This window comes from Actinomadura latina NBRC 106108, from assembly GCF_001552195.1.
In the GTDB taxonomy this organism is placed as follows: Bacteria; Actinomycetota; Actinomycetes; order Streptosporangiales; family Streptosporangiaceae; genus Spirillospora; species Spirillospora latina.
On sequence record NZ_BCQS01000009.1, the window covers coordinates 136,850 to 149,817 of the forward strand.

Consider the following 12,968-nt stretch of genomic DNA (forward strand, 5'->3'; position numbering starts at 1 on the left):
AGCAATGACGCTCATCACGGTGGCGCCCACGGGTGCGGAGTCCGCTAAGTCGGACGTCCCGGCCCTGCCCGTCACCCTGGATGAACTGGTTCAGACGGCCAAGGAGTGCGAGGCGGCCGGCGCGGCCGTGATCCACGTGCACATCCGCGACGACGACGCGCGGCCCACGCTCGACCCGTCCCAGCTGCGGGACACGGTGTCGGCGCTACGGGAGAGCACGGGACTGATCGTCCAGCTGTCGACGGGGGGTGCGGTCACCGACCCGTATGAGGACCGCCTCCGCGTCCTGGACGCCGAGCCGGACATGTGCTCGCTCACCTGCGGGACGGTCAACTTCGGCGACGACGTCTTCATGAACCCCTGGCCGTTCATGGTGGAGCTGTACCAGCGCACCCAGGAACTGGAGGTCGTCCCAGAGTTCGAGCTGTTCGACCTGGGTCAGGTGGCGGCGCTGCATCGGTTGCTGGACAAGTACGGGCTTCCCTATGGCGGCCACGTCCACTGCGATCTGGTGATGGGTGTGCCAGGCGGCATGCCGGGGGACGCGCGGACGCTGGTCGCCGCCGTTGAGGCGCTCCCGTCCGGTGCGACATGGTCGGCGACCGGCATCGGACGGACGTCCCTCCCCGTGCTGTTCGCGGCGCTGTCGGCGGGCGGCCACCTGCGCGTGGGCCTGGAGGACACGGTCACGTTGGCCAAGGGCCGGCCGGTGACGGCGAACGTCCAGCTGGTGGAACGTGCGGCGCAGGCGGCGTCGCTGGCGCAGCGTCCGCCGATGCCCGCAGCGGACGCGCGTGCGCTGCTCAGCCTCAAACTCCGCTGATCTTGGGGTTATCCACAGGAAGTGATGTCGCTTCCGTGGGGTGGGGCGGGTACTTGACCATGGAGTTAGCGGGTCCGCCCCCGGGTGGGTGGGGCCTGTTCTTCTGGGACCTGGCGATGTCCGGGTCGGTGTGTCGGTGTCCTGTCGGTGGTCGGACCGGTGTGCTCGGACCGGTGTGCCGGGGGCCGGTCCGTGGCTTGAGGGAGAGTGCGGTGGACGTCAATCCTGTGCTGGTCGAGGTGGAGCGCTCCGGGTTCGTGGAGTCGCGCCACCGGGGCACGGCCGTCGGGCTCGACGCGGACGGCGGCGTCGCCTTCCGTGCGGGACGGCCCGACGTGCCGATCTTCCCCCGGTCGGCCAACAAGCCGATGCAGGCGGTCGCGATGCTGCGGTGCGGCCTCGGGCTGGACGATGAGCTGCTCGCGCTGGCCTCCGGCAGCCATTCGGGGGAGGACTTCCACGTCGAAGGCGCGGAGAAGATCCTCGCGGGCGCCGGGCTGGTGGCCGGTGACCTGCGCTGCCCGGAGAGCTGGCCCATCGACCCGGAGGCGCAGCAGGCGCTGGTCCGGGCCGGCGGCGGGCCGTCGCGGATGCGGATGAACTGCTCCGGCAAGCACGCCGCGATGCTCGCGACGTGCGTCGCCGCCGGGTGGCCCACCGAGACCTATCTGGATCCCGACCACCCGCTGCAGCTCGCCGTGCGGGGCGCCGTCGAGGAGCTGACCGGTGAGACGGCCGCGGCCGTCGGCGTCGACGGGTGCGGGGCGCCGCTGTTCGCGGTGTCCACGGCCGGGGTCGCCCGGGCGTACCGCGCGCTGGTGCTGGCCCGGCCGGGCACGCCCGAGCGGCGCGTCGCCGACGCCATGCGCACACACCCGCAGTGGACGTCCGGCACCCGGCGCGAGGAGCGGCAGCTGATGGAGGCCGTCCCCGGGCTGCTCGTCAAGTGCGGCGCCGAGGGCGTGGACGCGTTCGCGTTCACCGACGGGCGGGCCGGCGCCGTCAAGATCGACGATGGGGCGATGCGGGCGCGGACACCCGTCACCGTGGCGCTGCTGCGCGCGCTCGGGCTCGGCGGGACGGCGCTGGACGAGCCGGCCGTCGTCGAGGTGCGGGGCGGGGACCGTGTCGTCGGCGCCGTCCGTCCCGCACCCGACGTGTTCTAGCGGCTCTCGGTCTTTTAGCGGGTCGGTCTTTCTAGCGGCTCTGGGTCTGCCGCTTGAGTTCGTCGAACTCTTCCTTGAAGACCGTCTGCTCGTACAGGACGCCGTCCGGCCACGGTCTCCTCGGCTCACGGCCCGGCTGCGGGTTGTCCTTGCGGAACTCCTCCCACTGGCCGTCCCGGGCCGGCGGGTAGCTGTGCGAGAACATCCCGGGGCGGTAGGTGTACATGCCGCCCTGCTCCATGCCGCGGTGGTTCATCTGGTCGTTCCGCTTGCCCGGGTGGATCTGCCTGGTCGAGGCCGCCCGCAACACCCAGGCCCGGGCGATCAGCAGCACCACGGCCACCACAACGATGATCCACAGCCATCCGAGCGCGACCGTGGGCGATGCTGCGGCCAGGATCGTGGCCTCCATTGTCGGTCCACCTCCCCATGGTGTAGCGGCCCCAGCTGGGGGTCAATTAGGGATGTGTCCGCTAATTTCCGAGTTAATCTCGCCCGGGGGCGGGGCGGCGGGCGCGCCGACCGTGCGGAGGCGTCCCGCGGCGAGGCCGGGCACCGTCATGAGGGCGCAGACGGCCAGTACCCCGGCCATCGGAACGCTCCAGCCGCCGGTGGCGTCGTGCAGCGCGCCGAGCGCGAGCGGGCCGAGCGCGGCGATGAGGTAGCCGATGCCCTGCGCCATCCCGGACAGTTGCGCCGCGATCTGCGCGTCGTGGGCGCGGAGCCCGATGAACGACAGCGCGCTCGCGAACCCGAGCCCCTGTCCGAAGCCGAGGACCACCGCCCACCCCCACACCGACCCGATCGGCGCCCAGGTGACCCCGACGAAACCGATCATGGTCAGCGCCGCGGTGAGGATCACCAGCGGGCGCTGGTCGCGGGTCCGGCGCGCGAGCACCGGGACGGCCAGCGACCCGACCGCCTGCATCGCCGCCGACAGGGCCAGGACGTAGCCGGCGGGCGCCTCGTCCATCCCGCGGTCCTGGCAGATCGTCGGGAGCCAGCCGAGGACGACATAGGCGAGCAGCGACTGCAGGCCCATGAAGACCGTGACGTGCCAGGCGAGGCCCGACCGCCACACCCGGGCGGCGACGCCGCGCGGGGCCGCCGCGGGCGGCGCCGACCGCGCCGCGTGCGCCGCCCGCCGCGCCCGCGGCACCCACAGCAGCCCGGCGAGCGCCGCCGGGATCGCGAGCAGGCCGAGCGGCAGCCGCCAGGTCGCGTCGAAGAGGTGCTCGACCGGCACGGCGAGCCCGGACGACAGCGACGCCCCGGCCGTCACCGCGACCGTGTAGATCGCCGTCGCCGTCGTGATCCTCGTCGGGTGGTCCCGCTTGATGATCCCGGGCATCGCGATGTTGCCGATGCTGATCGCGATGCCGGCGACCAGCGACCCGGCGAACAGCGCCGCCGGGGCGTCCACCAGCCGCAGTACCAGCCCGCCGACGAGCAGCGCCATCGCGCTGACCAGCAGCGTCTCGCCGCGCGGTGCGCGCGGCAGGAACGCGGCGACCAGGCCGTAGGAGCCGAAGAAGACGAGCGGGAGCGTGGTGAGCGCGCCCGCCGCCGCGCCCGACAGCCCGAACTCGTCGCTGATCTCGGTCAGCAGCGGCCCGACCGCCGCGATCGCCGGCCGCAGGTTGACCGCCATGAAGACGATCATGAGGAGGGAGGCGGCCAGGCCCGCGCGCCGCGCCGTCATCGCGCGTCCCCGCCGAGCAGGTCCTCCAGGGCGGCGAGGGTCGGCTCCACGACCGCCGCCGCGGCCGACGCCGCCGCCTGCGGGTCGCCCGCCGCGATCGCGTCCAGCACGGCGCGGTGCCGGGCCGGGCCCGCCTCGGGGACCTCGCGGTCCAGCCGGATCGCGCGCATCGACTCGTGCAGCCGGTCGATGAAGTACCGCATCGCCTCGATCAGGACCGGGTTGCGGGACGCCTCCGCCACGCCGAGGTGGAACCGCGCGTCGGCGGCGCCGAACGCGTCCGGCTCGGTCGCCTCGTCCCGGCCGCGGAGCAGCTCCTCCAGCCGCGCCAGGTCGGCGGCGGTGCGCCGGCGGGCCGCGAGCCGGGCCGCCTGGACGTCGTAGGCCAGCTGCACTTCGAACACGTCCCGGGCGGACGCCCGCGCCACCCGGCGCAGCAGCGGGCGCGGGTCGGCGCTGCTGCGGACGTACGTCCCGTCGCCGCGCCGCACCTCCAGCACCCCGACGTGCGACAGCGCCCGGATCGCCTCCCGCACGGCCGGACGGCTCACGCCGAGCTGCGCGGCGAGGTCCAGCTCCGCCGGAATCCGCCCGCCGACCGGCCACGAACCGCCGCTGACCTGCGCCTGGAGCTGTTCGAGGACGGCATCGACCGTCGATCCGCCCGCAACAGGACTCAACCCCACCGGAACCCCTCCCAACGTAAGACGTCAGACATCTTACGAGAGGCGATCAAAACGGACCCGCGGTGGCCGCCGGGAGGGGTCTCGGCGGCCACCGCGGGCTCGGACAACGTCCGCCGGGTGGTGGTGTGGGGACATGGGAACCGTCCCGGCGGGCGTCGCGTTCGCGGGCGCGGTCGCTCAGCGGCGCCTGCGCGCGCCGAACAGGCCCGGCCGCTTCCGTTTCGGTCTCCGGCCCGCCCGGACCGGGGCCTTGCCCAGCCTCTCGGCCCTGCTCTTGCCGGCCTCGGCCTGCTCCTTCTCCCGCACGGCCTGCTCGCCGAGGCGCCCGTACTCGACGCGTGCCGTGACCTCGCGGTGCGTCACCGACGGCGCCGGGTCGCGGCGCGTCCGCTGGGACGGGCTGCCCTTGATGATCCCGCCCTGCACGGGCCCGCGGTTCGGCAGGCCGCCCATCGGGTGCCGGCTGCGCGGCCGGTGCCGGGACGCCGTCAGCGTGATGACGACCCAGAAGATGACGGCCAGGAAGATGACGGCAGGGCCGATGTAGAGGAACCAGCGGTCCCCGACGCCGCCGGGCGCGACGCTCGGGTCCGGGTAGCCGGCGAGCATGAGGCGACACCTCCTCGCCCCACCCTCTACCCGGCGTCAGGCGGTTAACCGTCCGGTAACCGCGGTGCGGGTCACATGCCTCGCGACTGGGAGATGGACCCCGACGTGGCCAGCGTGAACGTCCGCATCGACTCGGCGAAATTCGACAGGTCCCACTCGGCCGGACCCTCGTACCAGTAGAGGTTGTCGGCGCCTTCGGCCCGCTCGCCCGCGTCCTTGACCGTCTCCGCCCACTTCGGGACGGTGTCGAACACGACCGCGTACGGCAGGAACCGGGAGAACAGCGCGATCCGCTGCCGGGACGCGGCGGCGTCGCCGTCCGGGACGGCGCCGCGCTCCAGGAACGCGCGGAAGCCGATGGTGTGCGCGAGCACCGTCGCGCCACGCGCGGTCTTCGCCGGCATGTACTGGCCGCCATAGGCCAGCGCCGCGCCCGCGATGATCAGCGCGAGGCCGGCGAGGGCCCATTCGGTGGTGATGGCCAGCGCGACGGTCGCCGCGATGCCGAGCAGCGTCACGGCGATGCCCGCGATCGTCCAGCGGGACCGGACGGTGTCCGGGCGCCGCGCGAACCAGCCCTGCTTCACCACGTCGTCGTACATCGCGGACCTGACCTGCGCCAGCTTCGTCGCGAACGTGCCGCCCAGCTCCGACAGCTTGACGGCGTCGCGGCCGGACCCGTCCGGCGCGGTCAGCAGGGCGTCCAGCAGGATCCGCTCGTAGGGGAGGAGGTCGACCTGCGGACGGTCGAGGCGGCGCAGCGTCCAGTCGAGGCGGCCGGTCCGGGCTCTGTCCTCCTCTTCGATCAGCAGGTAGCCGCGGACGGCGAGGTCGACGATCGTCGCGGTCACGTCGATCACGTCGGCCTGCTCGTCGATCAGTGTCCCGATCTGGCCGGGGCGCACCCCGTCCGGCGGCTCGAACTCCGACCCGGCGAGCGGCGCCTGGTCGCCCTCGGCGGCCTTCCTGCCGACGACCCGCGCGTCCCGCCCGCGCAGCAGGTAGAGGGCGATGACGCCGCCGACCAGCAGCGCCAGCAGGCCGGCGAGCGCGCCGCCGGTCACGGCGTTCACGGAGAACGCGGTCGCGAGCGTGTGCCGGCGCTCGTAGATCGCGCGGCCCCCGGTCGTGCCGGCGGGCAGGCCCGCGACGACCGTCAGGTACTCGCCGGGCAGCATCCCCTGCTGCGCGTAGACGCCCTGCGTACGGGTGTGGTTCGTGTAGTACTGCGTGCAGCCGATCGTGCTGCCGATCGGCCCGGTGAAGCAGTTGACGTTGCGGATCATCGCGCCGCCGTCGACGGTCGCCTTCGCCTCGTCCAGCGGGACCTTCCAGCCGCCGATCACCGGCCAGCGCAGCTCCTCCGCCGCGCCCATCGGGGTGATCGCGCCGCGCAGGTCGTACTCCAGCACGACCGTGCGGTCTCCGGTCAGGTCCTTGGCGCCGCTCACCTTGACGGTCGTCTTCAGGCCCGCGCTGGACTCGCTGACCCGCGTCGGCCCGCCGTCGGGGCTGCTCGCCCGCAGGTTGCCGATCTTCCAGACGCGGTCCTCGCTGAGGCTCTCGTGGCTGCGGGTGCGGAACGTCCGCTCGAAGCCACCGCGACCGGCGAACCGGTAGACGATCGTCTCCTTGACCCTGGTGACACCGCCCTTCCCGGCGGTGAGGACGACCTCGTCCTTCAGCACCCGCTCCGCCGCGGCGATCGTCCCGGACGCGGTCCCCGTGCCCTCGGCCGCCGCGGACGGGGAGGTCAGCACGGGGATCAGTGCCGCGGCCGACACCGCGGCCGACACCGTCAGGACGACTGGCCGGAACCGGAACAACGCCGCAAGAGCAGACATGGCCGCAAATAGTATCGGCAACGCGTGCGATGATTCTGCGCTATGGCAGGTCATTACCCCCCGCCGCCCCCTCCGCCGCGGCCACCGGCACCGCCCTACGGCCGGCCTCCGTACGGCGGACCTCCGTACGGAGGGCCGCCCTATGGCGCGCCGCCCCCGCACGGGCCGGGCTACGGGCCTCCTGCCTACGGGCGGCCGCAGTACCGGTACGCCCCGCTGCGCCCGCCTCCACGCCGCAGCGCCGGCGGGACGATCGCGGGCATCTTCGGCGGGCTGACGGCCCTCGTCGTCCTCATGATCCTGGGGTTCTCGGTGCTCGGCGGGACGCAGAGCGCCGCCAGCGGCACGCGGGCGCCGATCTCGTCCGGCGGCGGCGACGCGCTGTCGCCGAAGGAGAAGGCCGCCGCCAGCCCGCTGTACAAGACCGGCGCGCTGACGCCGGTGAGCTGCCGGCTGCCGCGCATCCTGCCGTCCGCCGAGTCCATGCGGCAGTTCATGAACACGCTGAGCGACTGCCTGGACGCCGCGTGGGCCAAGCAGTTCCAGAAGGCCCGGATCTCGTTCGACAGGCCCCACCGAGTGTTCTGGGTCGAGCCGGGGCGCAGCCCGTGCGGCAGCTACCCGGCCCCCGGCGCGTCCGCGTTCTACTGCCCCGCGAACAACACGATGTACGTCGGGCTCAAGCACGTCGTGGAGACGTCGGGCGGCGAGTCGCTGTCCCACTACTCGGTGTTCGCCCGGGTGATCGCGCACGAGTACGGCCACCACGTCCAGGACCGCGCCGGGATCCTCCTCTACGGGGACCGGCAGATCGAGAGCGGCGACACCGCGACCGGCAACGCCGCGAGCCGCCGCATCGAGCTGCAGGCGCAGTGCTTCGCCGGCGCGTTCCTCGGCAGCGAGCGGTCCACGCTGCCGATGACGCGCGAGCAGTACGTCGCGATGATCATCGACGTCCGGGGCCGCGGCGAGGACCGCAAGCCGCCGGACGAGCGCGACCACGGGTCGGGCCGGCACTACGCGGGCTGGGTGGTCACCGGCTTCGACGGCCGCGACCTGACCGTCTGCAACACCTGGATCGCTCCGCCCTCCAAGGTGAGCTGACCCCGTTTGCGCGTCTCCCCGGCGTGGGCCTGAGTCCTTCACCCACGGCCGTCTGAGCATCGGTACTCATGCCGGCGTGCGGGGCGGGCCGGAGACTCGTGGCATGACGACCACGAACCCGCCCGCGCCCGCCGGCACCACCGCGTTCTTCCTCCAGGCCGTGATCTCGTTCGCCGTGTCCAGCACCGCCGTCGCCGTCGGCGTCGCGTACCTGCCCGTCAGCACGTGGGTCCGCGCGTTCCTCGCGATGGGCCTGCTGTACGTGATCACGTCCACGTTCACGCTGGCGAAGTGCGTCCGCGACAAGCAGGAGAACCAGGCCATCACGAGCCGCGTCGACCAGGCCCGCCTCGACAAGCTGCTCGCCGAGCACGACCCCTACTCGACCCCCACTCTGTGACGCTCCGCCCAGCCCGGCGCCATCCCCCGGTGGCGCCGGGCTCTGACTTTTCCGACCTTTCCGGCATGTGACTCGATTCACCACGAAGTGCTAGCTAGACCGCTTGCAATTGCAAGCACCATGACGCAGTGTGGAGGCATGGCAAGTTCGAAGGTCGGCTCCATCGGGGAGTACATCCGGGAACAGCGGACGCGCGCGAGGATCTCGCTGCGCCAGCTCGCGGACGTCTCCGGCATCTCCAACCCGTACCTGAGCCAGATCGAGCGCGGCCTGCGCAAGCCGAGCGCCGAGATCCTGCAGCAGATCGCCAAGGGGCTGCGGATCTCCGCCGAGGCGCTGTACGTGCAGGCGGGCATCCTTGAGGACCGCGAGGCCGACACCGATGTCCAGGCCGCCGTCCGGGCCGACCGGCTGCTCACCGAACGCCAGAAGCAGGTCCTGCTCGACATCTACGCGTCGTTCCTCAAGGAGAACGAGGCCACGGGCGTGCTCGGCGCCGAGTTCGCCGACGGGTTCGCCGACGCGGCCGCGCCGGATCGAGCAGCACCCGAAACAGCAGACCACACACTGAACGGAAAGGAAGAGGTCGGATGACGCTTGCCAGCAACCTCCGAGAGAACAAGGCCGTCTACGCCGTGGCCGGCGCCGGCGACTTCGCGGTGGAGAAGCTCCGTGAGGTCCCCGGTCAGGTGGACCGCTACCGCGAGCAGGTCCGCGACACCATGGGCCGCTACCGCGGCGAGGTCTCCCGGTACCAGGAGCGCGTGGACGCCAAGGACCTGCCCGGCGCGGCGGTCGCGTACGCCACGCACTTCGGCACCCGTGCCGCCGAGATCATCGACGAGCTCGCCGAGCGCGGCAAGAAGGTCGTGAACCGCGAGGCCGTCGAGGTCGCGGAGATCACCGAGGCCGACGCCAAGCCGGGCACGAAGACCCGCACCACGCAGCCGCGCCGGACCACCGGCACCGGCACCGGCGCCGCGCGGCAGACCCGCTCCACCACGAAGAAGTAACGGCATCGCCGTGCGGGACCCGGCCGGGAACACCCGGCCGGGTTCCTTCGTCTGTTCCAACAGGCCGCCGTCCGTTCCGCCAGGCTGCCCGGGTGGGCGGTGCGCATAGGGTTGGGCCGAGGGACGCCGTGTGCGCGACGAGGAGTCGCCGTCCGAGACGAGCAGGAGCGCTGATCGCCGATGTCGGGCTTCAATGTGCTGGACTACTTCTTCTGGCTACTGCTGATCATCGCCTTCGTGATGGAGGCGTGGGCGCTGATCGACTCGCTGACCGTGCCCACCGGCGCCTTCTCCGCGGCGAGCAAGCAGAGCAAGAAGCTCTGGATGATCATCCTGATCGTCGCGACCGTCGTCGGCGGCGCCTACGCGGTCGCGCCCGCCGCGCTCGGCGCCAGCCCCATCGCGCTGCTGCTCGGCATCCTCCCCGTCGCCGCGTTCATCGGCGCCGCGATCTACCTGGCGGACGTCCGTCCCGCCGTGGCGCCGTTCAAGAAGAACAACGGCGGCCGGGGCGGTTCCCGCTCGGGCCCCTACGGCCCCTGGTGACCTTCCTGCCGTGAGGCCGTGAGCGCGCGCTCCTCGACCGTTCGGGCCCGGCGGTCTACGGGGACGGGCTGGACAGTGCGTCGACCGAGACCAGGCCGTGCTCGACGATGTCCACGGCGCGGTCGAGGGCCGTCCGCATGGAGAGCGGGTCGTAGCCCTCGCGGCGGCAGTGCGCGACGACGGCCTGCATGCCGCCGATCGCTATGCCGGACGCGGCCACCGCGTCGATCTCCGAGATGCCGGGGCACAGGTCGCGCAGCAGGGCCTCGATCGCCTCCTGGGCGTCCGTCATGCGCTGCAGCGCGCGGGCCCGCAGGGCGGGGCGCCCCAGCACCAGGGCGACCTGGACCGCCCCGTAGTCGGCGTGCTCGGAGACGACCGCGTTGAGGACGTCCACGATGCTGCGCCGTATCGTCTCCATCGGCGTCTCGCCGGGGGTGCGGCGCAGCCGCTCGGCGACCTCGGCGAGCCGGTCGTCGATCTCGGCGAAGACGACGTCCTCCTTGGACGGGAAGTAGCTGAAGAACGTGCGGGGCGCGATGTCGGCGGCGGCGGCGATGTCGGCGATCGTCGTCTCCTCGTAGCCGCGCTCGGCGAACAGGCGCAGCGCGGCGGTCGCGATGGCCTGCCGGGTGCGCAGCTTCTTGCGCTCCCGCAGGCCCGGCCGGGCCCGCTCCTCGTCCATGTGACGGACGTTACCATGACTGCAAAGTTGCATCTATTGCAAATCTGCAGCGATAGGTGTTCTCTGCCAGCATGGCGGGTTTCCTGGAGGCGCTCGGGCGGCTCTGCGTGCGGCGGCGGCGTACCGTCTTCGAGCTGTGGGTCGCCGTCATGCTGGGCACCGGCGTCCTCGGCCTCATGCACGGGGGCATGTTCGTCCAGCAGAGCACGCTGCCCGGCACCGAGACGCAGCGCGCCATCGACACCCTCGCCCAGGACTTCCCCGCGATGACCGGGCCGACCGCGACGGTCGTCTTCCACGAGACGCGCCAGGCGAGCCCCGCCGACTGGCGGGTCGCGCTGACGATCGGCCAGTCGATCGACGCCATCGGCGGGCTGAGGCGGGTCGCGTTCGTCGAGAACCCCTACGTCCCCGGCATGGGCGGGCTGAAGGACGACAACGCGGTCGTCGTCCGGCTCAACTTCACCGGGACGATGAGCGAGGTCGGCCACGCCGACCTCGACGCCCTGAACCGCGCCGTCGAGCCCGCCCGGCTGGCCGGGCTGGACGTGAAGTTCGGCGGCATCGTCGCGATGATCCTCAACCAGCCGAAGGGCGGGCCGCAGGAGGGCGTCGGGATCGTCCTGGCGCTCGGCGTGCTGCTGCTCGCGTTCGGGTCGTACTTCGCGGCGGGCATCCCGATCCTGGTGTCGCTGTGCGGGATGATCGTCGCGTACTCGCTGATCCATTTCTCGGCGTCGTTCTTCCAGATCGCGCCGACCGCGCCGATGTGCGCGGCGATGCTCGGCATCGGCGCCGGAATCGACTACGCGTTGTTCATCGTCACGCGCTACCGGCAGCAGCTCGCCGAAGGCGACGACGTCGAGACCGCGGTCGGACGGGCCATGGCGCACTCCGGGCACGCCGTCGTCTTCGCCGGCGGCACCGTCGTGTTCGCGATCTGCGGGCTGTTCCTGTCCGGGATCGAGTTCGTCGGAACCATCGGGATCTTCACCGCGCTCGCCGTCGCCATCATGGTCGTCGCCGCGCTGACGCTGCTGCCCGCCGTCCTAGGGGCGCTCGGGCACCGCATCGACCGGTACAGGCTGCCGCGCGTCCGCCCCGACCGGAGTTCCCGCCGCTGGACGGCCTGGGGACGCCACGTCGACCGGCACGCCTGGCCGTACGCCATCGTCGCGACGCTCGTCCTGCTCACGCTGTCCATCCCGACGCTCAGCCTGCGGTTCGGTGTGATGGCGGACAGCATGTCGTCCCCGAAGATGGAGGCGCGGCAGGCCTACGACATCGTCGCCCGCGAGTTCGGCGCCGGCCATTACAGCCCCTTCGTCGTCGTCGCGCGGGTGCCCGGCGAGGAGAAGCGCGTCGTGCCGAAGCGGGTGGTCCCCACGGTGGACGGCCGCGAAGGGCTCAGCGGCTTGACGCAACCGGCGGCGCCCGCGCCGAGCCCGTCAGCGGAGCCCGCCCGTCCGAAGGGCGCGCCGGACACCGGCAAGAAGCCCGACAAGGACGCGATCCTCATCGCCCAGGAACTGCGGAAGCGGCTTTCCGAGGCGCCCGGCGTCGTGTTCGTCGGCGAGCCCGTGGTGGCGGGGAAGACTGCGATCCTGCTGGTCACTCCGCGGGACGCCCCGCACGCCCGGTCGACCACCGACCTCGTCCACCATCTGCGGAACGTGGAGCTAGCCGCGGTCCGGGACGCCCATCCGGGCACCGAGATCTACCTGGGCGGCGAGAACCCGGCGATCATCGACATCGCCGGGACGGTCGGCGACCGGATGCTGATCGTCGTCGTCGCGGTCGTCGCCGTGGCGCTGGTGCTGCTCGTCATCGCCTTCCGCTCGATCGTCGTCCCGGTGAAGGCGGCGCTCATGAACCTGCTGTCGATCGGCGCCTCGTTCGGCGTCGTCACGGCCGTGTTCCAGTGGGGCTGGGGGATCCGGCTGCTCGGCGTCGACCAGGCCATCCCGATCATGTCGTTCATCCCGCTGTTCATGTTCGCCCTGATCTTCGGGCTGTCCATGGACTACGAGGTGTTCCTGCTGTCGCGGATCAAGGAGGAGTACGAGCGGACGGGCGACCCGCACGAGTCCGTGGTGACCGGGATCGGGGCCACCGCCCGGCTCATCACCTCCGCCGCGCTCATCATGATCTTCGTGTTCGCGAGCTTCGTGCCGCAACCCGACCCGATGATCAAGATGATGGCGCTCGGCCTCGCCGTCGCCGTCGCGATGGACGCCACGATCGTCCGGCTCGTCCTCGTCCCGGCGCTGATGAGCCTGCTCGGCCACGCCAACTGGTGGTGGCCCGGCCGGTCCCGCCCGTCCCCGCCCTCGCCCCCGCCGCCCGCGCGGCCGGCCGCCGAGCAGCTGGAACTGGAGCTGACCGGCTGA

General features: G+C 72.3%; 14 protein-coding genes. 8 read left to right on the top strand and 6 right to left on the bottom strand.

Annotated elements, in window-relative coordinates; genetic code table 11:
- Positions 1-4 precede the first annotated feature (4 nt).
- Entirely contained in the window at positions 5-823 is an 819-nt protein-coding gene (locus AL2_RS15575; RefSeq protein ID WP_245666673.1) for a beta-keto acid cleavage family enzyme, read from the top strand.
- Positions 824-1,035: 212 nt separating this feature from the next.
- On the top strand, positions 1,036-1,989 hold the full coding sequence (locus tag AL2_RS15580) for an asparaginase (protein WP_067634462.1): 954 nt from the start codon (positions 1,036-1,038) through the stop codon (positions 1,987-1,989).
- Positions 1,990-2,020: 31 nt separating this feature from the next.
- Here the strand turns inward: AL2_RS15580 and AL2_RS15585 are convergent, their stop codons facing one another.
- From AL2_RS15585 to AL2_RS15605, 5 genes are all read right to left on the bottom strand, one after another.
- Entirely contained in the window at positions 2,021-2,401 is a 381-nt protein-coding gene (locus tag AL2_RS15585; protein ID WP_067634464.1) for a hypothetical protein, read from the bottom strand.
- A 42-nt stretch (positions 2,402-2,443) separates the two neighbouring features.
- Positions 2,444-3,691 carry a CynX/NimT family MFS transporter gene (locus AL2_RS15590; protein WP_067634466.1) on the bottom strand — a complete coding sequence of 416 codons (1,248 nt, stop codon included), beginning with the start codon at positions 3,689-3,691 and terminating at the stop codon, positions 2,444-2,446.
- Complete coding sequence (locus AL2_RS15595; RefSeq protein WP_067634468.1) at positions 3,688-4,371, bottom strand: FadR/GntR family transcriptional regulator; 684 nt, start codon at positions 4,369-4,371, stop codon at positions 3,688-3,690. Before AL2_RS15595 ends, AL2_RS15590 begins: the two co-directional genes overlap by 4 nt.
- Before the next feature lie 183 nt (positions 4,372-4,554).
- On the bottom strand, positions 4,555-4,986 hold the full coding sequence (locus tag AL2_RS15600) for a hypothetical protein (RefSeq protein ID WP_067634470.1): 432 nt from the start codon (positions 4,984-4,986) through the stop codon (positions 4,555-4,557).
- 71 nt (positions 4,987-5,057) lie between these two features.
- On the bottom strand, positions 5,058-6,830 hold the full coding sequence (locus AL2_RS15605) for a DUF2207 domain-containing protein (RefSeq protein WP_067634472.1): 1,773 nt from the start codon (positions 6,828-6,830) through the stop codon (positions 5,058-5,060).
- A 42-nt stretch (positions 6,831-6,872) separates the two neighbouring features.
- Between AL2_RS15605 and AL2_RS15610 the strand changes: the two genes are divergently transcribed.
- The 5 genes from AL2_RS15610 (at position 6,873) to AL2_RS15630 (ending at position 9,893) form a co-directional block, all read left to right on the top strand.
- On the top strand, positions 6,873-7,934 hold the full coding sequence (locus AL2_RS15610) for a neutral zinc metallopeptidase (RefSeq protein WP_083946550.1): 1,062 nt from the start codon (positions 6,873-6,875) through the stop codon (positions 7,932-7,934).
- A 103-nt stretch (positions 7,935-8,037) separates the two neighbouring features.
- Positions 8,038-8,334, top strand: coding sequence for a YiaA/YiaB family inner membrane protein (locus tag AL2_RS15615; RefSeq protein WP_067634474.1), 297 nt, complete (start codon positions 8,038-8,040; stop codon positions 8,332-8,334).
- A 138-nt stretch (positions 8,335-8,472) separates the two neighbouring features.
- On the top strand, positions 8,473-8,928 hold the full coding sequence (locus AL2_RS15620; protein ID WP_067634476.1) for a helix-turn-helix domain-containing protein: 456 nt from the start codon (positions 8,473-8,475) through the stop codon (positions 8,926-8,928).
- Positions 8,925-9,347, top strand: a complete 423-nt coding sequence (locus AL2_RS15625) for a hypothetical protein (RefSeq protein WP_067634478.1) — start codon at positions 8,925-8,927, stop codon at positions 9,345-9,347. The genes AL2_RS15620 and AL2_RS15625 overlap by 4 nt, the downstream gene beginning before the upstream one ends.
- A 180-nt stretch (positions 9,348-9,527) precedes the next feature.
- Positions 9,528-9,893, top strand: coding sequence for a DUF2516 family protein (locus AL2_RS15630; RefSeq protein WP_067634480.1), 366 nt, complete (start codon positions 9,528-9,530; stop codon positions 9,891-9,893).
- A gap of 55 nt (positions 9,894-9,948) precedes the next feature.
- Here the strand turns inward: AL2_RS15630 and AL2_RS15635 are convergent, their stop codons facing one another.
- Positions 9,949-10,578 carry a TetR family transcriptional regulator gene (locus AL2_RS15635; protein WP_067634481.1) on the bottom strand — a complete coding sequence of 210 codons (630 nt, stop codon included), beginning with the start codon at positions 10,576-10,578 and terminating at the stop codon, positions 9,949-9,951.
- 71 nt (positions 10,579-10,649) lie between these two features.
- On the opposite strand from AL2_RS15635, the gene AL2_RS15640 reads away from it, so the two are divergent.
- Positions 10,650-12,968, top strand: a complete 2,319-nt coding sequence (locus tag AL2_RS15640; RefSeq protein WP_067634483.1) for an MMPL family transporter — start codon at positions 10,650-10,652, stop codon at positions 12,966-12,968.